General features: G+C 56.8%; 20 protein-coding genes. 7 read left to right on the top strand and 13 right to left on the bottom strand.

Annotation, left to right across the window (positions count from 1 at the left end):
* The first annotated feature begins 206 nt into the window (after positions 1–206).
* Both IEI95_RS09500 and IEI95_RS09495 read left to right on the top strand, forming a co-directional pair.
* Positions 207–1,283, top strand: a complete 1,077-nt coding sequence (locus IEI95_RS09500) for a catalase family protein (protein WP_194416349.1) — start codon at positions 207–209, stop codon at positions 1,281–1,283.
* Positions 1,284–1,373: 90 nt separating this feature from the next.
* The gene (locus IEI95_RS09495; RefSeq protein WP_194416348.1) at positions 1,374–3,650 is read left to right on the top strand and encodes an FdhF/YdeP family oxidoreductase; all 2,277 of its coding nucleotides are present in this window, start codon (positions 1,374–1,376) and stop codon (positions 3,648–3,650) included.
* A 44-nt stretch (positions 3,651–3,694) separates the two neighbouring features.
* On the opposite strand, the gene IEI95_RS09490 is transcribed toward IEI95_RS09495, so the two are convergent.
* The 7 genes from IEI95_RS09490 to IEI95_RS09460 form a co-directional block, all read right to left on the bottom strand.
* A complete protein-coding gene (locus IEI95_RS09490; protein ID WP_194416347.1) occupies positions 3,695–4,207 on the bottom strand; it encodes a GNAT family N-acetyltransferase in 513 nt (170 codons plus the stop codon).
* A gap of 10 nt (positions 4,208–4,217) precedes the next feature.
* Complete coding sequence (locus IEI95_RS09485; RefSeq protein WP_156537429.1) at positions 4,218–5,093, bottom strand: histidinol-phosphatase; 876 nt, start codon at positions 5,091–5,093, stop codon at positions 4,218–4,220.
* Positions 5,094–5,102: 9 nt separating this feature from the next.
* A complete protein-coding gene (locus IEI95_RS09480) occupies positions 5,103–5,939 on the bottom strand; it encodes a metallophosphoesterase family protein (protein ID WP_156537428.1) in 837 nt (278 codons plus the stop codon).
* Positions 5,940–6,034: 95 nt separating this feature from the next.
* Positions 6,035–7,306, bottom strand: coding sequence for an ABC transporter substrate-binding protein (locus IEI95_RS09475; RefSeq protein ID WP_234891067.1), 1,272 nt, complete (start codon positions 7,304–7,306; stop codon positions 6,035–6,037).
* 68 nt (positions 7,307–7,374) lie between these two features.
* On the bottom strand, positions 7,375–8,202 hold the full coding sequence (locus IEI95_RS09470) for a carbohydrate ABC transporter permease (protein WP_156534335.1): 828 nt from the start codon (positions 8,200–8,202) through the stop codon (positions 7,375–7,377).
* Positions 8,202–9,122, bottom strand: coding sequence for a carbohydrate ABC transporter permease (locus IEI95_RS09465; RefSeq protein WP_194416346.1), 921 nt, complete (start codon positions 9,120–9,122; stop codon positions 8,202–8,204). The genes IEI95_RS09470 and IEI95_RS09465 overlap by 1 nt, the downstream gene beginning before the upstream one ends.
* Positions 9,106–10,299, bottom strand: a complete 1,194-nt coding sequence (locus IEI95_RS09460; RefSeq protein ID WP_156534511.1) for an ABC transporter ATP-binding protein — start codon at positions 10,297–10,299, stop codon at positions 9,106–9,108. Before IEI95_RS09460 ends, IEI95_RS09465 begins: the two co-directional genes overlap by 17 nt.
* 388 nt (positions 10,300–10,687) lie before the next feature.
* Here IEI95_RS09460 and IEI95_RS09455 point away from each other — a divergent pair, with 388 nt between their 5' ends.
* Positions 10,688–11,299 carry a TetR/AcrR family transcriptional regulator gene (locus IEI95_RS09455; protein WP_156534339.1) on the top strand — a complete coding sequence of 204 codons (612 nt, stop codon included), beginning with the start codon at positions 10,688–10,690 and terminating at the stop codon, positions 11,297–11,299.
* Between the two features lie 239 nt (positions 11,300–11,538).
* Positions 11,539–12,357 (top strand): alpha/beta fold hydrolase, encoded by an 819-nt coding sequence (locus tag IEI95_RS09450; protein ID WP_156534341.1) that lies wholly within the window; start codon positions 11,539–11,541, stop codon positions 12,355–12,357.
* A 72-nt stretch (positions 12,358–12,429) separates the two neighbouring features.
* On the opposite strand, the gene IEI95_RS09445 is transcribed toward IEI95_RS09450, so the two are convergent.
* The 6 genes from IEI95_RS09445 to IEI95_RS09420 are packed head-to-tail and all read right to left on the bottom strand — an operon-like array spanning position 12,430 to position 18,374.
* On the bottom strand, positions 12,430–13,092 hold the full coding sequence (locus tag IEI95_RS09445; RefSeq protein ID WP_194416344.1) for a flavin reductase family protein: 663 nt from the start codon (positions 13,090–13,092) through the stop codon (positions 12,430–12,432).
* Position 13,093: 1 nt separating this feature from the next.
* Complete coding sequence (locus tag IEI95_RS09440) at positions 13,094–14,518, bottom strand: M24 family metallopeptidase (RefSeq protein WP_156534345.1); 1,425 nt, start codon at positions 14,516–14,518, stop codon at positions 13,094–13,096.
* Between the two features lie 28 nt (positions 14,519–14,546).
* Entirely contained in the window at positions 14,547–15,368 is an 822-nt protein-coding gene (locus IEI95_RS09435; RefSeq protein ID WP_156534347.1) for an ABC transporter permease, read from the bottom strand.
* Positions 15,361–16,188, bottom strand: coding sequence for an ABC transporter permease (locus IEI95_RS09430; RefSeq protein ID WP_156534349.1), 828 nt, complete (start codon positions 16,186–16,188; stop codon positions 15,361–15,363). The genes IEI95_RS09435 and IEI95_RS09430 overlap by 8 nt, the downstream gene beginning before the upstream one ends.
* Before the next feature lie 9 nt (positions 16,189–16,197).
* Positions 16,198–17,238 (bottom strand): extracellular solute-binding protein, encoded by a 1,041-nt coding sequence (locus tag IEI95_RS09425; protein WP_156534513.1) that lies wholly within the window; start codon positions 17,236–17,238, stop codon positions 16,198–16,200.
* A 20-nt stretch (positions 17,239–17,258) separates the two neighbouring features.
* The gene (locus tag IEI95_RS09420; protein ID WP_156534515.1) at positions 17,259–18,374 is read right to left on the bottom strand and encodes an ABC transporter ATP-binding protein; all 1,116 of its coding nucleotides are present in this window, start codon (positions 18,372–18,374) and stop codon (positions 17,259–17,261) included.
* A gap of 628 nt (positions 18,375–19,002) precedes the next feature.
* On the opposite strand from IEI95_RS09420, the gene IEI95_RS09415 reads away from it, so the two are divergent.
* The 3 genes from IEI95_RS09415 to IEI95_RS09405 all read left to right on the top strand — a co-directional run bounded on the left by IEI95_RS09415 (position 19,003) and on the right by IEI95_RS09405 (position 22,020).
* Positions 19,003–19,935, top strand: a complete 933-nt coding sequence (locus IEI95_RS09415) for an ABC transporter substrate-binding protein (RefSeq protein WP_194416343.1) — start codon at positions 19,003–19,005, stop codon at positions 19,933–19,935.
* A 3-nt stretch (positions 19,936–19,938) separates the two neighbouring features.
* Positions 19,939–20,811 carry an amino acid ABC transporter permease gene (locus tag IEI95_RS09410; RefSeq protein WP_156534353.1) on the top strand — a complete coding sequence of 291 codons (873 nt, stop codon included), beginning with the start codon at positions 19,939–19,941 and terminating at the stop codon, positions 20,809–20,811.
* A 78-nt stretch (positions 20,812–20,889) separates the two neighbouring features.
* Positions 20,890–22,020 (top strand): sugar phosphate isomerase/epimerase family protein, encoded by a 1,131-nt coding sequence (locus IEI95_RS09405; protein WP_194416342.1) that lies wholly within the window; start codon positions 20,890–20,892, stop codon positions 22,018–22,020.
* The last annotated feature ends 195 nt before the right edge of the window (positions 22,021–22,215 follow it).

Raw genomic sequence — 22,215 nt, 5'->3', positions numbered from 1 at the left:
AGCGCGGGAAACAACGCAAGTCGACCTCTGGTATCACTCCAAACGCCGTCGAGCCCAGCGTCTAGCGCACCAAGTGGTCCCTCCAAGGTGTGGCCCGCCGTAGAAATTTCAGATGCGAATGATCGCGTTGACTGAAACTTCGAAGCCCAGGATTGCTGGAACCATCCCCCATCCGTGGCGTTCTTTGGTTTTTAAAGGAGCGACATATGACAGCCCCCACGCCTGTCCGTTATTCCCCCGACCTCGAAACAGTCAAACCGGGAGAACAGGAGACTGTCTCCGCTCTTATCAACCAGTTCGACATCATCCTCGAAAAGACCGCCGGAGACTACGGCCATGCGGTGCGCTCCGTGCATGCCAAGGCACATGGAATTCTCGAAGCAACGATGATCGTCAGAGATGGTTTGCCAGCCGAACTCGCTCAGGGCCTGTTCGCCAAAGCCGGTGAATATCCGGTCTATATGCGTCTCTCCACAAACGCTGGCGACATCCTGCCCGACGCTATCGCTCTTCCGCGTGGTTTGGCCATCAAGGTCGTTGGTGTCGAGGGGCCGCGTTTGCCGGACGCAAACGGCGATACGCAGGACTTCGTGATGGTGAATGGCCCGGTATTCCAGGCACCCAATCCCGAGAAGTTTCTCTCCAGCCTCAAGCTTCTTGCGCGGACGACGGACAAAATGGAAGGTACCAAGGCTGTGTTGTCGAGCGTGCTTCAAACCGTCAACAAAGGCCTCGAGGCCGTCGGCATTTCCAGCTCGACCATTCAGTCACTCGGCGGCGCACCGAATGTCGATCCGCTTGGCGAGACATATTTCAGCGTTACCCCGTTCCGCTACGGTGACTACATCGCCAAGTTCCGGCTGAAACCAGTCTCGCCCGATTTGACGAAGCGGAACGGAACGGAAATCGATGTCAGCGTTCGTGAGGACGCAATCCGCGAGACCGTCCAGGCGGAGATGCAGGATACTCATGGGGAATGGGAATTCCAGGTGCAACTCTGTCGTGACGTTGATGCGCAGCCGATCGAAGACCCGACCGTGGAGTGGACGGAAGATGAAGCGCCGTTCGTGACCGTCGCCATTGTGACCTCCATGCCCCAGGATAGCTGGAGCGATACGAAGGTGCAGAAGGTCGATGAAGAGATGCGGTTTAGCGTCTGGACCGGCCTCGCAGACCATCAGCCCCTCGGCGGGATCAACCGCGTCCGCAAGGACACATATCAGCACTCGGCAGAGTTCAGGGCAAAGTTCAATGGGTGTCCGTTCCATGAGCCGCGCCAGTAGCCAGCTATCGATGCCGAACCATTTGGAGGCATGGCTATTTTAATGCCGCCTCTTTTCCTATTGAACCTCCCATCAAAAGAAAGGCCCGCCATGGCCGACCCTATCGAGAACCCGGAAGCCGAAGGTCCCGCTGGTGGCTGGGGATCGGTGAAGTCGATCGCCCGTATTCTGGGCGACAACAAACCTTCACCGGCAATCCTTGAAACGCTTTACCGCCTCAATAAACCTGCCGGGCTTATGTGCGTTTCCTGCGCGTGGCCGAAACCGGCAAACTATCATCCCTTCGAGTTCTGCGAAAACGGAGCTAAGGCAACGATCTCGGACCTGACCAGCGCGCGCTGCACGCCTGATTTCTGGAGCCGTCACACTGTTGCCGAGCTCAGGAACTGGAAAGACTATGACCTCGAACAGACCGGGCGGCTGACGCATCCTCTCCGCTATGATGCTGCAACGGACCGCTATATTGAGGTGACGTGGGACAAGGCCTTCTCTGAAATCGGCGCGACGCTGAAATCCTTGCCGCGCGAGAGCGTCGTCTTTTACTCTTCCGGCCATGCCGGTCTTGAAGCATCCTATCTCTACGCCCTGCTCGCGCGGGTCTTTGGCAACAACAACCTGCCCCAGAGTTCCAACATGTGCCATGAGACGACTTCGGTCGGGCTTCAGAAGGTTATCGGCTCGCCTGTTGGCACCATTGTCTGGGAAGACCTGGAGAAGGCCGACGCATTCTTCTTTTTCGGTCAGAACCCGGGATCGAACAGTCCGCGCTTCCTTCACCCATTGCAGGAGGCCAAGCAGCGCGGTGCGCGCATCGTCACATTCAACCCGGTTGTCGAGCAGGGGCTGGTAGCATTCGTCAATCCACAAAGCCCGGTTGACATGCTGACGGGACGCGAAACGCAGATTTCAGACGAGTATCTCCAAGTCCGGGCCGGCGGTGATATTTCTGCAATACTGGGTCTCTGCAAGGTTGTCATCGAAGCTGACGACGTGGCGGTGGCCAATGGAGAAAAGCGCGTGCTCGATGTGGCGTTCATCGATGAGCACACGACAGGATTCGATAGTTTTATCGCCCTTGTCAGAACCACGAACTGGGCCGATATCGAGCGTGAAAGCGGCCTGACCGAGGCAGCGATCCGGCGTGCCGGCGAAATCTATATCAGCGCGGAGAGGGTCATCGGTGTCTACGGCATGGGCCTGACGCAGCATTCGCAAGGTGCGATTAATGTGGCCATGCTGGTCAATCTGCTGCTTCTGCGCGGCAATATCGGGCGCGAAGGGGCTGGTTGCTGTCCTGTTCGGGGCCATTCGAATGTACAAGGTCAACGAACCGTCGGGATCGCTGAGAAGACCAAGCTTATTCCCATGGACAGGTTGAAGGAGCTCTTCGATTTCGATCCCCCGACCGAGGACGGCACGACCATCGTCGATGCCGTGAAAGGGCTGATGGCTGGCAAGATCAAAGCCTTCATTTCGCTGGGAGGCAATCTTGTCCGCGCCGTACCAGATCAAAAGGAGATGGAACGCGCCTGGGCTCGCCAGGAGCTGACTGTGATTGTCTCCACCAAGCTAAACCGGAGCCATCTTTTCCCTGGCAAGCAGGCCTATATCCTGCCCTGCCTGTCGCGTGCAGAGATCGATGAGCAGACCACGGGAAATCAAGCCGTATCCATCGAGGATAGCTTTTCCCATATTTCTGGATCACTCGGCAAACGACCTCCCGCCTCCAAACATTTGAAGAGCGAACTGGCGATTGTCGCCGGCATTGCAAAGGCGACGCTTGCCGTAAGGCCGACACTGAAATGGGATGAATGGCAAGGTGACTATAGCCTCGTGCGAGACCTGATCGAAGCGACCTATCCCGAGGACTTTAAGGACTATAATGCGCGCATGTTCCAGCCGGGCGGGTTTTATCGCGGCAATGCAGCTCATGAACGCGTCTGGAAAACCGAGGAAAAGAAGGCTGTCTTCACAACGCCCAGCCAAATGAATGCGCTGTCCTTCGAGGATGCCGACGGCCGGTTCAGACTTGTCACAATGCGATCGAACGATCAGTTCAACACGACAATCTATGGTTACTCCGACCGCTTTCGCGGCATAGAGGGTACCCGCGACGTCCTGTTGATGTGCGAAAGCGACATCGCGACATCGGGACTTAAACCGGGGCAGGTTGTCACACTCGTCAGTGATTTCGGCGACGGCGTTCGCCGAGAGCTCGGTGGCTTGACTGTCACCGCTCATAATCTGCCAAAAGGGACGATCGGCACTTATTATCCTGAAGCAAACGTGCTGATCGCCATTGACCATCATGATGAGATGTCGAAGACACCGGCATCGAAAGCAATTCCAGTCCGGATCGAAACCTAGAGTTTGTCAGGTAAAAACCGGGTTCCGCTTTTCCCTTGGAAACTCTAACGAACCAGCACCGAAGCTACTCCGAGCCAGTCGTCGCGCAGAAGCGCCATCAAAAGCAAATCGGCGCGACGGCCATCCGGGTAACGCAACGCGTTGCGCATCAGTCCCTCTTCGACAAAGCCCAGCTTGGTATAGACGCGCCGTGCAATCGCATTTGAGGGAAGGACATCGAGAACCAGACGACCAATTGTCGGGTCTGCGAAAACATTCGTGCAGAGACGCAGCACAAACGCGCTGCCGATGCCGCTCCCGAACTGCTCCACAGCAAGACGGCGGATCTCAACATTTCCCATGCCGTCATCGGGCCTCAACACCGCGAAGCCCACGGGCTTTGCTTCACACATACCGATCAGGTATCGGCAGTTGGGGTCAGCCATTCGGCTTTCATGCTCCCGAACCGAATAGGTGCCCACGCGCTCTGGATAGCCGGGGAGCCGTTCGACACGCATGACGAAATCGATGTCATCCGGGGTTGCGGGCCGGATGGTAAGCGCATGAAGTGCTGGCATAACAACGCTCTCAGATTTTTCCCGGAGCGACATCGTCTATGTCAGCCTGGAGCCATCCATTGGCACGTGTCAGGTATGCAATGCTCTCAAAGCCAGCCGCTCGGATTGCAGCAACGGACTGCTCAAGGCCGACGCCCACGGTGTCAACGCCATGGCTGTCATCACCCAGGGTCACGCGGATGCCCATATGGCAACCACGTTTGAGTATGTGCGGCAAGGGGTAAACCGGGCCGTAGCCATTGCGGTATGCGGCACAATTGACATCCAATATGCCGCCATAGGCCTCGATTGCTTCCAGAAGAATGTCCACCTCGCGCAGAACAGCGGCAGAAAATTCAAAGCCTGCAGGCTCATATTTTCGGACGAGATCGAGATGGGCAACGACATCTGGACGAAGACGCTGCACCATGTCGGTTGCCGATTGGAAATAAGCGATCTGGAAGGCATCGGTGCCCCCCAATTCCCGCTTGAGGGCTTCAGTGGATTGTGCCGAGTAATCGAGCCAACACCCGTCGATATCGTGGACGCTGCCGACGATGTAATCGAATGGATGAGCGCGCCGTATGGCCTCCATCTTGGCAAGCCAGGTATCCGGCGGTAATTTCTCGGTCTCGAACCCGATCAGCAACTCGATCCGGTCCGCATAGGCGTCACGAAGCTTGAATGCGTGATCGACATAATCGGCGAACTGGCGCGCAAGGCCCGCAACCCCTAACCTTTCTTCGCCGGGATAAAGATCCTCGTCGCGATATCGCGGGCAGTGTTCGCTCAGGCCGTAATGGGTAAAGCCGCGGTCGATTGCCGTCTCGATAACCGCGGCAAGGGTCGATTTCGCATGGTCGCAGAATTGCCCGCTGTGGCCGCCGTGATAACTGAACCAGGTCATAGCGTGTCCTCAGGCGGTTTTCGCGGGCGAGCGATAGATCGAGCCGTTGTAATCCTCGATATAGCTCTTCATCAGCCCGTCGATATCAATGAATTCAACCGAGATGTCATCCGTGCCGAAATCCAGCAATGTCACGCCCAGCAGTTCTTTTCCCGGCTGGCTTGGCATGGACTCATCGCGGGCCAGAAAGCTGGATGCAGGCGTCCAGATCAACACCGGCTCATCCTTCTGCCGCCGATGCAGCGTGCGATGCATATGGCCTGAGACCACGGCGAACACGGCGTGCTCGGCGATCAGCCGCTGCAACCGTTGGCGACCTTCCGTCTTCAGCGCCCATGCCGGCCTGTCGGCTTCGTTCCAGTCTTCCAGAAAGAGAGGCATGTGGAGGAACAACACCGGTTTGCGGTCGCCCCTCCCCTTCAACATGCGCTCCAAGGCCGACCATTGCTGTTCCTCGGCTGGCAGGCCTGAGCCGATAATCTGGCTGTTCAGGCCGATCAACCTCCAGCCCTCAGTGGCGTCACTGTGCCAATACCAGGAGCCAAAATGCTTTCCCCAGGCCGCAAGACGAGCGTCATCTGCGGGCTGCACGCTGTCGCGGGCAATATCGCCAACATCGTGATTGCCCGGCAGGACGAGAACCGGGGCCATGATCTCCTTGAGTTCAGCCGCACCAAAGGCCAGATCTGCCTCGATATTTGCACCATCCAGCGTCAGATCGCCGAGAACGATTGCCAGTCCCACATCGTCAAAGCCGTTGACGGTTTTGACAGCCGCCTTCCAGTTTTCGACGAATACGTGGTTTTGAGAGCCGATGTGAGGATCGGCCAAGATCGCTATTTTCATCATCTTTCCTTGGAAGCTTTAATCTGCAACTGCCGATCAGTACGCGTCAGCCATGGCGGCAGATGGGGCGCACCGAATGGTGCGCCCGACTTGCATTACTTTGCCGCCATCACACCCGCGACATGCTCGCGAATCTTCGGCATGGCAGCCTCAGGCGTGATCTTGCCCCGCTGCAATTGGTCCAGAACTGGCGCAACGCCCTTCCAGACACCATCCGCCGTGTTGTTGGGATAGGCAAACCACGGCATGGCGGCATTCATCGACTTGAAGACCGTCTGGAAGTTCGGATGCTCTGCATAGAAGCTCTCGAGCGCCTTGGCAGCCTGAACGTTGACCGGCATGTAGCCGCTTGCCTTGGAGACGTCGGCCTGAACGGAGGCGCTGGTCATGTATTTAAAGAACTCCCAGGCGGCAGCGCGCTTGGCCGCATCCTTGGAAAACACCATCAGGGCATTTCCACCAGCTGGCAGGCCGCCCTTCTTGGCGTCGATCAGCGGGAAGCGGACGGTGCGCATGGTGAAGCGGTCGCCGATGGCGGTCTCATAGGCCACGAGATCGGACGGCGACTCCACGACCATGCCGATCTTTCCGGCAAAGAACTGCTGCTGCGCAGGCTTGGGGTCGGCATAAACGGACATGCCCGTCTTGACCGCAAGGTCCTGGGTGATGCGCAGTGCTTCCAGCCCTGCCTTGTTATCATAACCAATGCCGGTGGCTTTGGCGTCAAGCATCTGGGCGCCAGCGCTCATCACCATCATCTGCCAGTACCAGTCATCGCTCAATCCACCGACGGAGAAACCGATGCCCGAGACGCCGTTGCCAAGCTTGCTGATCTTGGCAGCCAGATCAATGACGCCATCCCATGTGGTCGGGAACTGATCGATACTGCCACCAGCCTTTTCCACCAATTCCTTGTTGACGTAGAGAAGCGGCAGGGAGGCCGTAAACGGCATAGCATACTGCTGGCCATCAACCTTTGCGAGGTCGAGAATGGCGGGGGCATAATTGGCCGCCTGCCAGTCCTTGCCTTCCTTATCCAGCAGCGGATCGAGCGAGCTTGTCTCGCCCCGATCCTTCATCACGCCCACAAGGGTGGGAATGGAGGAGTAAGAGGCGAGATAGACATCCGGCGTCGAGCCCGTCATCATTCCACGAATGATGCTTTGGTCACCAGCGCTGTAGTTTTGGGCTGGTGCCTGCTCGTTGATGATGATCTCTGGATGTGCCTTCTTGAAACCCTCCAGAATAGGCTGCATAAAGGCAAGTCGTGTGTGATAAAAGGTCAGCGTGACTGGATCAGCGGCGAAAGCCGGTGCAGTCCCCAACACGGTCAGGGCTGCAGCCGCGAAGATGTTTTTCATTTTCATGGTGTTTCCTACAAGGTGGAGTGGTCTTGACTTTCGGACCTGCCCGGTGGCCGCCGGGCAGGTCCGTATCATTTGACGCCGGTCATCGTAACGCCCTGTACGAACCCGCGCTGTGCGGCGAGAAACAACAGGATCAGCGGTGCGGTGATCAGGGTCGCGCAGGCCATTAAAGGCCCGAAGCTGTCTCCGCCTTCCTGGCTCCTAAAGAACAGGAGGCCGAGCGTTGGCGGTGACAGATCGATGGATCTGATCACGATCATTGGCCAATAAAGATCGTTCCAATGAAAGGTGATCGAGAAGATCGCGAAGGCGGCAATGGCAGGTTTCATCGCCGGCAGAATGATGCGGACGACAATTTCTATCTCGCTCATCCCATCCAGCCGTGCAGCCAGAAGAATCTCGTCGGGGAACGAGCGAATGAACTGAGAGAACATGAAGATTGCAAAACCCGAGGTCAGATAGGGCAGCATCACGCCGGCATAGGTATCCAGAAGCCCGAACTTGGCGAGCACCATGAAGATCGGCAGAGCGGTTGCCTGGGCGGGAACGGAGAGGCTGATCAGAACAATTGCGAAAAGCACATGCTGGCCGCGAAACTTGAACTTCGCCAGCGCATAGGCACAGGTCACCGTGGTCAGGATCTGAAACAGGAGAATGCCGCCGGTCATGATGACACCGTTCAGCATGAACCGTGGCATGGGAGAGTCGAACAGCGCCCGCGTGTAATTCTCTGATATTGATGTCAGGATCGGCGGCGCGTCATGGAGGCTGCCGAATATCTCCCCCGGAGCCTGCGTTGACGCACGCCACATCCAGAAGAACGGATAGACCATCAGAAAGGCACCGCCCAGCAGAACGGCATGAGACAGGAAGGCGCGAAGCGTGGAGCGAGCCATCAAAAATGCGCCTTTCTGTTGCTCAAGCCGACATGGACAATCGAAAATGTCCCGATCAACAGCAGATAGACGACCGTCAGTGCGCTGCCATAACCGGCTTTCATGCCCGTGAACGTATCCGTGTTGATCTTGTGCAGCAGCATCTCGGTGGCGCCATAGGGACCACCATTGGTCAGAACCGCCACGGTGTCGAAAACCTGAAATGACTGGATGCAGCTTAAAACGACAACCACGATGGTCGTGGGTGCCAGAAGCGGCCATGTCAGATAACGCAGACGGTCCCAAAAGCCGTCCATTCCATCGAGAGCAGACGCCTCCTTCAGCTCACTTGAAATAACCGTGAGCCCCGCCAGGAAAAGGATCAGGTTGAAGCCGAAGAGATGCCAGATACCGATGATGGCAAGGCCGATCAGCGCAAGCGTGCCATCGGCGAAAAAATCGAGAGCCGGTAAGCCCAGTGCTTCCAACAGGCTGGCCAGAGGCCCGATATGGCCATTGAGCAGATAGCTCCAGACGATCGACATGGCCGTCAGCGTGGAAGTGACCGGCAGAAAGTAGACGATTTCGTAGAAACGTCGCGAGTGGCGGCGGCCATCGAGCAGCACTGCAACGCAGAGCGCACCGAACACCGATACCGGCACGACAATTGCCGTATAGATTGCGCTGTTGCGCAAGGCGGCCCAGAAGAATGGGTCATTGATCATTCTGGAATAGTTGCCGAGGCCGACAAAATTCAAGGTGAGCCGACCGAGGCGATAATCGGTCAAGCTGATCAGGACCACAACGAAGATCGGCGCAACCACCGTTGCGATTAGCAGCAGGAAGGCCGGGGCCGCGAAGAGATGCGCAATGGCGGCATAACTGAAGCGCTTCGACGCGACCGCAGACGATTGAGGGTGCAGATCAGACAGAGACGTCATGCCATGCCTCCTCGACCGGAGCTGCCAAAGGAAGCGACACTGGAACACGGCGACCGCTTTGATCAAAGATGAGTGCAGCATCGGAGACGATCCGCAGCGCAATCCTTTCACCTATCTTGCGGCCAGTCACCAATCGGCCAAAGCTCTCTGGCCGCAGTTGCACGCGCACAGTACCCGCACCGATTTCCGAGCCGTTGCAGCGGATGCCCACATCGTTGCCCGCAAACTCCACCTGTTCCACCCGAAGCGAAAAATCGCCATTTCCATCTTCAGTCGGATGCAGTCGTTCTGGCCGGATCGCCAATTGGTACGACCCATCCGCGATGCCCGGTAGTCTCAGGTGCAATGCCCGTCCATTGATCGAAACCGCCCCCTTGCTGACCGTCACCGGCATCTCGTTGATCGCCGTTGTGCCGACAAACCGTGCGACAGAAAGATAGTCTGGCCGGTCATAAATTTCCGCGGGTGCTCCACACTGCTTGATCTCTCCGTCTTCCATAACGGCGATCCGATCCGACATTGTCATCGCCTCGGTCTGGTCGTGGGTGACGTAAATGAAGGTGATGCCAGTCCGGCGGTGCAGGTCGACGATCTCATCGCGCAACTGCTGGCGCAGCTTCGCATCGAGGTTCGAAAGTGGCTCGTCCATCAGAAAGACGCCGGGATGACGGACCATTGCGCGACCAACCGCCACACGCTGTCTCTGTCCGCCGGACAGCTGCGACGGCTTGCGCTCCATCAGCATTTCGAGGCCAAGCTGTCTTGCAGTCTTGCTGATATCCGTCTCGATATCGTTGCGGATGCCGCGAACCCTTGATGACAGAAGCGAGGCACCCGGCAGACGCTGGCTGAACGACAAACGCGCCATTTCGAGCGGCATGGCCAGATTCGCACGGACCGTCATATGCGGATAGAGCGCATAGTTCTGGAAAACCATGGCAATACCGCGTCGCTTCGGCGGCAGCGAGGACACGTCACGTCCTGCGATCATGATATGTCCGTCTGTGCAAGGTTCAAAACCGGCCAACAACCGCAACAGCGTCGACTTTCCACACCCGGAAGGCCCAAGCAGCGTCAGGAATTCACCCTCACAGATTTGAAGGTTGATGCGCTTTAGAACCTGCACGCGCTCAAAGCACTTTTCCAGATTCACGATATCAATGGAATGACCGACCATATTCTTCACTGCTTTTCCAGGATCACACCGTCAAAATTACGCGGGTCGAAACACAGCGGTGTTTTAGCCAACGCCCTCAGTCAATTCGCCTCTTGCTTTAAGAGAGTTTTTTAACGTCCCGATGACACGATCTTTCAAATAAAGTATTTTTATCCATATTTTTTATGGAGATAGGTTGTATAAATAACGAAATGGTTACTTTGTGATTCGCTCTAAGCTGTTGACGCAGACCGTAAAAACGCCTTATCGAACATCGGCAATGGCCGGGCCGAAATCGCCGTTTGAAACTCGGCGAGGCAAGGACGCAGTTCTTCAAGTGAGGGTCATCGTGACGGAAGAAAAGCAGACACAGAAGCAGCCTCGGCGCCGACATCCGCGCAGGCCAGATTTGTCTCAAAACCGAATTCTGGAGGCTGCCGTTGTCGAGTTTGCGGCAAATGGTCTGACTGGCACCCGGGTTGAAGCCATTGCTGAACGGGCTGAGATCAACAAGCGAATGATCTATCAGTATTTCGGAAGCAAGGAATTGCTCTACCAGGCGGTGATCGAGAAGGTCTATCGCGATGTGTGGGATGCCGAGGCGGCGTTGAATCTCGAGCAGCTACCACCGTGCGACGCGCTGATCGCCTTGGTCACGTTCGTCTGGACATATTACCTTGAACACCCGGAATTCATTACCATCCTGAACTCCGAGAACCAGTTGAAAGCCATCCACTTCAAAAAGTCCCGCGCCATCCGGGAAGGTGCTGCCAGCTCCCGGCCACTCGTCGATGACATCCTGCGGCGTGGTGAGGCGGATGGCACCTTTCGTCTTGGAATTGATCCGATCCAGTTGAGCCTGACGATCACCTCGATCTGCTACTACTATTTCACCAACCAGGCCACCAGTTCAATCGTCTATGGGCAGCGAATGATGACGCGGGCAGCCTTGGAAAGGCGCCTCGCTTTCAACATTCAGACGGTTCTGGCCATCGTAAGCCCTGATCGGAGCGCGCTGTGAAAAACGCGGAGTCGCAGTCGCGAACCGACACCAAGTGTACACCCGGTCAACCGGCGGGCTGCGAGGCAAAATCAAGCTCAGATCATTTCCGTGTTTCGTTGAATCGCGGAAATGATCTGGGTTTTTGTTTTACGCATTTGCGAACGTAAAATCACGTCACACTTTTCCTGGAAATGCTCTTGAGATGGAACAGGAAACTCCTCCTGGCGTTTGCCTGCCATCATCAAAGGAGATTCAGGATGGCTTTTATCGAAGCGAAAGATGGTACGCAATTGCATGTAAAGGACATGGGAAAAGGTCGTCCCGTGGTGCTTATCCATGGATGGCCTTTGACCGGCGATATGTTTGAATATCAGTCACTTGCTCTGCTGGAAGCGGGCTTTCGCGTCATCACTTACGACCGTCGGGGCTTTGGTCAGTCGGGACATCCAGCCGATGGCTACAATTACGACACGTTTGCCGATGACCTCGCCAGCGTGATCGATAGCCTGGATGTTCAGAATGTGTCGCTCGTCGGCTTTTCCATGGGTGGGGGCGAGATCGCCCGCTACCTGTCGCGACACGGGGCTTCAAAGATCTCCAAGGCGGTTCTGGTGGCCTCTGTGGCGCCGTATCTTCTCAAGGATGGCAGCAATCCTGATGGTGTCGACGCCAGCGTATTTGAGGGTATGAAGAATGACATCCGCAAAGACCGGTTTGCGTTTCTTCAGAGCTTTGCCAAGACCTTTTACGGCGTCGGCCTGGTCAGCAGTCCGGTGAGCCAGGGTGTACTGGATTGGTCATTCATTCTCGGTGTTATGGCCAGCCCCAAAGCGACAATTGATTGCGTCGATGCATTTGGTAAGACCGATTTCAGGCCGGACCTTGCCGCCTTCACAATCCCCACACTGGTCATCCATGGCACGGCAGACAAGACCGTACCGATTGACCCCGCAGGTCGAGCAGCAGCCAGTGGTATCGCAGGTGCCAAACTTATCGAATACGACGGTGAGCCGCATGGCCTGTTTGCCACGGCTCCAGACCGGCTCAATCGAGATCTGATCGAGTTCCTTGGATAATTCGTTTTCGGTGCGCCTTGTGAAACCATGAGGCGCACCAAACCGTCCTCCCCGCAGGGCCTTCGGTGCCGCTTATTCTCCCGTCAGCGTCTCGCCAATCTTCCGGCTCTCCCATTCCTGAGGTGTCAGCGTTTTGATGTCGAACTGGTCACGGGTGCGGGCATAGGTGTGTCCACCCATACGGCCGACGGCATCCATAAGCTGCTGGTCGATATGCAGGTTGGAAGGATTGATGGCATCGCTGCGGACGAACACGCCGATGACCTCGCCGAGAATGATCTCGCGGGCCGGGCCGACCTGAAGCGTTGTGTGGCGACGGCATTCCAGAGCCGCAGGAGCGGCCAGAATACGGGGGCTGCGCACCATCTGACCGGGAACGGTCGCAAGACCCGCCTCTTCCATCTCGTCGACCTCGGGGCCGAACTTGATGGCGCAAACTTCCATCTGTTCAACCAGCGCATTGTCGCAGATATGGACCGTGAACTCGCCCGTCTCACGGATATTGCGGGCGGTGTCCTTGAAGCGCATGTCCGAATAGTTCTCGACACCGATTGCGACGATTGCCGGATCGTGGGTCAGGACGTTGAAGAAGCTGAACGGACCAGCATTCGGCTGGCCATCCTTGCTCACTGTCGTCACCAGCGCAATCGGGCGCGGGATCACCGTTCCGATCAGGAGCTTGTAACGCTCTCGCTCATTGAGCTTGGCGAAATCGAAATGGGTATGGTCGGTCATATCAGGCCTCGACAGCAATGCGGTGCGTTTCAAGCGGAGTGTGGCGGGAGAGGTTCTCGAACCCATCCTTGGTGACAACATACATGTCACCGACATTGCAGCCAGCAGACATTGGCTCAAGCCACTGCGTATGCAGCACGAATACCATGCCCTCTTCCATCCGGTCATAGTTGTGCGACGAGATGTTGAAGCTGTTCTGCCCACCGGCCATGCCAACGGAATGACCGAGATTAGGGTTATGCGGGCCATGGGTTGCCGGGTAGACATGCATCAGGGTGCGGCCCTGCGCTTCCCAATCGATGTTCTTGACATACTGGCGCGGGATCAGCCGCGCACTGCCATCCTCCATCGGCGCCCAGTTGTAAGGCATGGTGCGCGCTTCCGGCGAAGACAGCATGCCGCGCTCGATCATCGGCTCGAAGGCTGCATTGTTGACATCGCGCATCAGCGCGCCCGGGCGGATCAGCTTTTCCGCCCGCTTCACACCATCTGTGCAGGCCGCCAGCACGTCTTCCTGCCGCTTGGTGATGTCGCCAACGGCAATCATACGGGCGGTCTGAGCCGTGTAGCCGCGATAGGTGATGTTGGAGACATAGAGATTGATGAGATCACCGGGACGGACGACATGGCCATAGGGCTTGCCGCAATGGGTGCCGAACTCGTTGATGCCGATCTGGTAGCCGTCACCCGTTTCGCCGCCGAAGGAAAGCTGTCCTTGCGTGAAGGCAGCGTAGATTTCATGGTCGGTGACGTCAGGCTTAGTGACATGATAGGCCGCCTGCGTGGCGATGCTGACAAGCTGGGCCGCGGCTCGGAACATCTCGATTTCGCGTGGCGAGCGTATTTTCTGCATCCGGTCGAGAATGGCATTGTCGGCGACGAACTTGGCTTTGGGCATCAACTCGTCCAGTGCGGCCCAGAAGGTCAGCGAGGTGCGATCACCAATGCGGCCGACCTGCCCTCTCGCCAAGCCGATGCCTGTCAATAGTTCGGCGCATTTCTCAGCCGTCTTGATTACCGAGTCGCCCGGCCGGTCGGCATATTCGCGGCCGATCGGACCAATCTGCCAGATATCTTCCACCAGCACTGGTTCGCCGCCCGGCGGTAGAAGCACGGATTGGGTGAAGAAGGATAAAAGCACCATAGGCCTATCGACATCCGTCGGGATAATCAGCACGCCCTCGCGCATCCAGTCGCAGATATAGCGAAGATAGTGATTGGAGGTGTGGAACCAGCCAACGCCGCCAGTATGGACGACAAGCGCATCATGGCCAGCTTCGACAGCCTGGCGGCGAATGCGCCGCAGACGATCCTCGAACTCTTCGACGGGCAAAGGCAAAGGGGCCGCAAAATCGAAATCCGGCTGGAAATCGGCAAGCAATGATCCGATGCGATAGGTGCCTGACGTGTTGGCATGTATGTTCATTGGGTATTCCTTCCAGATGTATTTTGGGTCAGGCTTGACGGGATGGTGCCAGCACCCGCCTCGCAACCAGCATCACCACCAGGGTCAGCCCGATCAGGATTCCTGACATTGCCGCCACCCGGACATCGAGCGACTCCTCGATCAATGCGAACATGCGAAGCGGCAGCACGGTCGTTTGCGCGTCGGCGAGGAAGAGCGAGACGGAGACGTTGTCGAGGGACTGGATGAAGACGAGGAAGGCGCCGGCTAGAATACCTGATCTCAGCAGTGGCAGGATCACGCGCCGGAGCGTCGTGTACCAGGTTGCACCCATCACGGTAGAAGCTTCAGCCAGCGACGGATTGATCCCTTGCGCGACAACGGAAGCGGCACGGTACATCAGTGGCCCGAAGACGACGACATGGCCGACGACGGTGAGCCAGAGCGAAGGCTGGAAGCCGACGAAATTCGCCACGATCAGCGCTGCCAGGCCATACACCAGGCTTGGCAGGACGAGCGGGGCCAATAGAAACGGCTCCAGCGAATTGACTGTGCTGCGTCGCATCCGTGCCATGCCAATGGTGGCAGGCACGGCGAACAGCAGCGATCCGAGCACCGCGAGGCCTGCGATCTTCAGTGAATTGCCAGCCGCAATATGTTCGGTTCCTGAGCGGACGGGATCAATCAGCGCCTCATACCAGCGCAGAGAAAAACCCTCCGGCGGATATTTGAGCGTCTGGCCCGAGGTGAACGACATGGTGATCGCAATGACAATGGGCGCCACCAGATAGATCAGGCTGAGACTGCCGAAGCCGAAAACAAATGCCTTGTAGAGAAGGGTCGGGATCGGGTTTTCGCGATGATTATGCATGGCCGACAAGCCTCCTGTGACGTGAAATCATGGTCATGGTCACAAGAAGGATACCGGTCGACAGAAGGAGGACAACGGCGATGGCAGAGGCCATCGGCCAATCAAACAGCGTGCCCACTTCTCGATAGATCAACTGCGGCACATAGACGTTTCGCGCACCACCGATGACCGCTTGGGTGACGAAGGACGCACTGGTACTGGCAAACACAAGGATCCAACCCGCCAGCAGGCCGGGTAGCATCATTGGCAGGAGAACCGTCACGAAGATACGCCATGGACCCGCGCCTGAAACCTGCGCCGCCTCGGTGAACTGCACCGGCGTGCGCGAGAGAATGGCAATCAAAGGCAAAATGATCAAAGGCAGGTCGATCTGACACATGGCCATAACCAGACCGAGTTCGGTTGACAGCAGAGTAAACGGGCGTTGCTCAAGCCCAAGCGCGACAAATGCCTCGCTAATCGGTCCCTGTCGTCCAAGAATGACGATCCAGGCGAAGGTCCGAACCACATTGCTGGTCAGCATCGGAATAAGTGTCAGAAAGATGATAACCTGTCGCGCGGTCTTGCCACTGTGCCAATAGAAAAGCGCGATCGGAACACCGAGCAGGGTCGTGCTGGCAATGGTCTGGAGACCGAGCGTGGCGGTGTTGACCAGAACACGGTAGTTAAATGTATCGCCAAAAAACCGTGCGTAATTGTGGAGAGACAGTCCGTTCGGGCCGATGAAGCTGAACCCGACGAGAACGGCGAGCGGCGTCGCAAAGAACGCCACCGACAGCAGAAGCATCGGGACAACGTATGGGAAACCGCTCGCTTTCATTGTGAACCCTCAACCGGCAACGAGAGCATCGAACTGGCGGATCCATTCCGCACGGTTCTTGTTGATTGCAGCCCAGTCCGGATAGACCAGCGTTGCCAGCTGTTCGCGCTTCACATAGGCCTCAATGCCCGGTGTAAGAGCGACCTCCTTATTGGTCGGGAACATCTCGGTCGGTGGCAGTTTCAGCTTATCCTGCGCGGCCTTTGAGATGGCGGCGTCCATATAGGCATAGGCTGCGTCAATGTTCTTGGCGCCCTTGGTCAGATGGATATTGACGGGAGCCGCCGGAGAGCCGGTTTCCGGTTGGACAAACTCGGCTTTGAGGCCCATGGACTTGAGGCGCGCAACATTGCCGGTCGAGCACATGAAGACAGCGATTTCGCCCTGCTGGAACAAGGTCATCTGGTGGTTTGTGCTGGCGACGACGCCCTTGATCTGCTCGGGATTGTCCTTGAACAGTTTGAACACGGCGTCCATGTCAGTCGGACCTTTGCCAAAAATCCTGGCGATTTCGGTATAGGCCATCACGCCGGTGTTGGAGGCGAAACCGGTCCAGGATACCAGGCCCTTATAAGCCGGGTTTTCGAACAGGTCGCGATAGCCTTTCGGAGCCGGCACCAGATCCGGGTTATAAGCGATACCATTGACTTCGACCGTCACGGTCGGTCCGTACTCGCCCTGGAATGCCGGATCGAGCATGCTCCAGTTCTTGAGCTTGGACGGATCGATCTTCTGAATGAGGTCGTTCTCGATGGCGACGGCCATCTGACCGGGCGACATCAGCAGGGTATCGTAAGGCGGGTTGCCGGGGCTTGCCATCACCTTGGCAAGCTGGTCCTGCGCCAAGGCGGGAGCGACCGTCAGGTCGAAACCGGCTTCCTTGACGAGCGGCGTCAGCACGGAGCGGTAGCCATCCTCCCAGTTTCCGGGGAAGGTCGCCGCAACAGCCGTACCACCAGCGGCGCGTACAGCAAAGGGCAGCGTGGCGGCCGCAGCCGCACTGGCAGCGAGCAGTCCGAAATGACGTCTTGTGATGTTGAAGTTTTGCATCTGTTCACCTCTGTTGTTGTTCATTGACTGGATGCTTCCGGTTCGCTCGGAAAGGCGTGACACCTGGCGGTGTCGATCTCGGCAAAGAGTTGGGCTCCCGGCTCGGGAATAAAGGTGGAGGGGCCGCGGACCTGCGACGCGCGAAGGCCTGTCCCATCGTCAAGAAGAAGATCGTGAACCAGCGTCGGTCCAAGAGGCACGGATACGGTCACCCTGGCCGGCAAGGCAAAGTCACTCTGGCTGGCAGACAGACGGACATCTTCGGGACGAAAGGTCATTGTCACCTTGGAACCGATCGTGAAGTTCAGACGACGCGGCAGAACAATGGCCTTGCCGTTCACCAGCGCGATGCTGGTTGCCTCCGCATCCAGCCGCTCCACCATCCCATGCAGCATATTGGCCTGGCCGATGAAGGTGTTGACGAACAGTGACTTCGGGCGGTCATAAACGGCCATGGGCGTGTCGATCTGCTCGACATTACCCTTGTTCATCAGCACGAGCCGACCGGCGAGGCTCTGCGCCTCTTCCTGGTCATGCGTCACGATCAGCGTCGTGATCCCGAGCGTCTTTTGTAAATGCAGAAGCTCGACCTGCAGATCGAAACGAAGCGCCCGGTCGAGCGCCCCGAACGGTTCGTCGAGCAGCAGAAGCGAGGGGCGTCCGGCAATGGCCCGGGCAACCGCGACACGCTGCTGCTGACCACCGGAAAGTTCGCGTGGCAGCCGGCTGCCATAGCTCTTCAACTGCACGAGTGAGAGCATTTCCTCCACCCTTTCCCTGCGCTTTGCGCGGGGAACCTGCTGGCAGGCCAGTGGGTAGGCGATGTTCTCGGCCACCGTCAGGTGCGGAAACAGGGCGTAATTCTGGAACACCATGCCGATGCCGCGGGAGCGGGCCGAAACATTGGCAAGGTCATGGCCGCCTAGCTTGATAACCCCGCTTTTCGGCTGGATCAGCCCCGCGATGGCACGCAGGACGGTAGATTTGCCACAGCCGCTTGGCCCGAGAAGAGCGACGATCTCGCCAGCCTCTATCTCAAACGAGATGTCGCTGATCGCGTTCTGCCCGCCATAGCTGTGTGTCAGACCGCGAATGCTGAGATGCTTGCCCTCTGCGGCCTTCGAGGTCTCTGCCATGAATGTCCCCTTCAGTTGCGCCGTGTCGTCAAAGCGCTCAAGGCTTTGAGGCACAAGGCAGAGATTTGGTCGGTCGACGATGTTGCCTACGGTGTCGGTCATGGCAACGACAGCAGCAATCCGCATGCCAATTGACGATCCTCAATCAACAAAACTTACTAAGCTACAGATTTTTAAAAGATATTTTTGCGTTTTATAGATTCGTATATTTTCAATAATTTTTAGCCGAAAATATTTTCGAATTTAAAAAATGTGCAATTTTTGCTGACTTCGCTTATGCATTGAGCAAAATCTAGGCGTAGCTCTAGGAGCTTACTAAAGGATTTCTGGGTCAGTTCGCCATAGATCACCCTCCATTCATTCTGGATAGCCGACAAAATACCCTGTTTAAACAGCAGTTTAGACGATCAGCCGCCAATCCACGCATCGATATCGACGTATGAGATGATTTTTTAGCCGATAAGTTTACGAATATTTGTGCGAATATTTTTTCGGAAATATTGCAAATCGTTACGCAAGAAATAAGATCTTAAAAACAATGTCTTGAAAAGGCATCGATAAAGCTGGCACGCCGATTGCTTGGAGATTTGCGTCAATTCACGCCGATAAAAAGTTAAATGGGGATCATATGCGCAGCGTCACGAAAAGTCTCAAAGACAGCCTGGCCGGCATCGCATTCGCTTTGCTCGCAACCTCGACACTTGCTGCAGAAGGGACCGCCATTAAGATGGTGCCTGATGCGGAAGTCGCGAAACTGCCTGGTATCGCGTTCAACCAGACCCTGGCAGACCGCCTGCCGCCTGCCATCAAGGACAAGAAAGCCATCAAGGTGGCAACCGACCTGACGCCCCCGATCAGCTTCCAGGCGGAGGATGGAAAACTCATCGGGATCGATGCTGATATTGCCGCAGCCCTCGGCGTTATTCTCGGGATCGATGTTCAGATGACCAATGTCGGCGCTGGCGCCGCAATCGTACCGGCCGTCCTGTCCAAGCGTTTCGACATGACGATTTCCGGCATCAACGACGATGTGGAACTGGAAAAACAGGTCGATGTCATCGACTACATGTTTGATGCTACGACGATCATGACCATCAAGGGCAATCCACTCGGCATCAAGAGCATGGAAGATCTGTGCGGCAAGAAGGTTGCTGTCCCCGTCGGCACGTTCCAGGCGCGCCTGGTTGAGGCCGCATCGGCGAAATGCTCGGCACCTATCAATATCATGTCGATTCCGAAAATGCCTGACGTCCTGCAAGCTGTTCGCACCGGCCGCGCCGACGCGACCGTTAACGGTTATGCGACAAGCGTTTATACGACGAAAAACCAGACCGGTAAGGGTGTTGGCCTTCAGGCGCTTCCGGATGTCCGCCTCGCAGTCGGTTATCTCGGCATGCTGACATCGAAGGACAATCCAGACCTGCGTGACGCGGTCATCGCCTCATTGCAACACATGGTCGATAGCGGCGCCTACAAGGCGATCATGGAGAAATGGGGCCTTGGCCCGCTCGCCGTGACGACAGTCAAGTTCAATGACGCCGCCAGCATGCCGGTGAACTGAGCCATGTCGCTTTTGGCTCAACCTGCCAGCATGGCTATCGCACCTCCGATCGGCAAGCCGATACGGTGGGGGCAGATTACATCAGGCACCAGCGCGATTCTTGCGCTGGCGCTCCTCATCACCATTGTCGCGCGAAACCAGAGCGTTCAATGGGGCGAAATACCCCATTACATGGTCGATCCAGTCATCCTCAGCGGCGTTGTTCTGACCTTGCAACTGACATCAGGCGCAATGGTGTTCGGTATCGCTTTCGGCTGCATCGTTGCTGTCATGGCAACAAGTCAGAATATCGTTTTGAAAGCCCTGGCAATTGCCTTCGTCTGGTGGTTTCGTGGCGTGCCGCTCATCGTCCAGATCTTCTTCTGGTTCAACATCGCGTTGTTCATTCCGGAAGTGGGCATCGGAAGCTACTCCATATCGATCAACGCGCTCGTCACTCCGGCACTTGCCGGGTTCTTGGCGCTGGGCCTGCATGAAGCCGCCAATATGAGCGAGATCATTCGCGGCGGACTGACCGCCGTCGACCGGGGCCAGCGGGAGGCAGCCTCATCACTCGGCTTGCGACCACTTCAGACCCTTCGAGCCGTGGTTCTGCCCCAGGCGATCCGTCTGATCGTACCACCTACCGGCAACCAGGCGATTGGCATGCTGAAGGCCAGCGCCATCGTCTCCGTCATCGGTATGCAGGATTTGCTGACCCAGGCGCAGGCCATCTACGCGCGCAACTTTCTTGTCATCGAGCTCCTGTGTGTTGCGTCGCTTTGGTACCTCCTCATCACAACCATCGCTTCGATCGGCCAGTATTTTCTGGAAAAGCACCTCGCACCGAAAGGTCGAAACGCCGGTGCACAGAAAGATCAACCGCGACGCGGCTGACGCACTGGCCGCTCAGCCACCAATCAAACGGAAACGCCTTTGCAGCGCATCCGATCAGGAAACATCACGGAGAAGAGCATGAGATTAGGAATTGACGGACAAAAACTGCCCGAAGCCAAGAAGCGTGGGCCACTCAAAAGCCTTGATCACGTCAGGGAGCTCGGTCTTGGTGGCATCTTCTTCAGCACGGTCCTTGATATGAGTGAGACGCTGGACCAGGGCGAACTGCGCGACATCAGGGCCAAAGCCGATGAGCTTGGCCTTTACCTCGAAGCCGGTATTGGCAAGATCAACCCCTATTGCAGCGCGGAAGCCCCGGAATTCCGGGCAATCGGCGATGGTGACGTCATCCTCGGCTTTATCAGGATGATCGAAGCGGGCGCAGCAATTGGCTGTCGCGAACTCTGGGTGTCGCCGGGAAATTTCAAATCAGAATATCGCGGGCGTCTGGCCAATGACCGCTTCCGGACCGATGTCACCTGGGACGAGCAATTGACCGCCATTGAAAAGGTGCTGCAAAAGCTGGCGCCCGTGGCGCGCGCCAATGGTGTTCACCTCAACATGGAGACCCATGACGAGATCACCTCCTTCGAAATCCTCCGGCTGATCGAAACGGTCGGTGAGGAGTGCATGGGTGTCGTCTTCGACACAGCAAACGGCCTGCAACGGGCAGAACATCCGGTCTTCGCTGCAAAACGCGTTGCTCCCTATGTTCGCCAGACCCACATCAAGGATGCCTATGTCGGCCATGCCACAGGGGGGCTCGATTTCCAGACCCGTCCGGTCGGCCGGGGCATCGTCGATTTCGCCACGATCATCCCCATCCTTGCCAAGGCCAATCCCGAATTGAACCTTTCCCTTGAAGTCGCCGCCTCCGTCGAAGACAAACCGCGCAAGGCCAATCCTCGCCAATGCATCGAGATCAACGACCCGATCTGGCGCGCTGGCCATCCTGACCTGACAGCCGAAGAACTGGAGGCCTATCTGGCACTGGTGGATGCGTTCGAGAAACGTGTGGCCGCCGGAGAGATCCCGGACTGGGAAACCTATGAGGCCAACCAGTATGGCTACCCAAGCTATCAGCATCAGTCCTACGGTTTCAATGAGGCGATCACGTTTATCAAAACCTCGGCGCGCCATATCGAAGAGGTTTGCACACAAAACAGCATTCCGCTTTCAACGCCATCGACAAAGCAGCACGCGGCTTGACATCGAATACCAAGGGTCATTGAAAATGGCGCTTGGTATAAGAGGTTGAGCGCCGGTCGCTTCTGGTGCCGGCCCATCCTAAAATGTTGCGAAGATTTGGATTTTGGTATTACAGCGTCCTTTGTGCGTTTTATAAAACGCACAAAGGACGCTGTAATACTTTAAATCTAATGCATAATTTTCTCCTTAAATCGA

The sequence above is a fragment of the Agrobacterium vitis genome, assembly GCF_014926405.1.
In the GTDB taxonomy this organism is placed as follows: Bacteria; Pseudomonadota; Alphaproteobacteria; order Rhizobiales; family Rhizobiaceae; genus Allorhizobium; species Allorhizobium vitis_H.
This window is presented reverse-complemented; position numbering and strand designations above follow the sequence as displayed.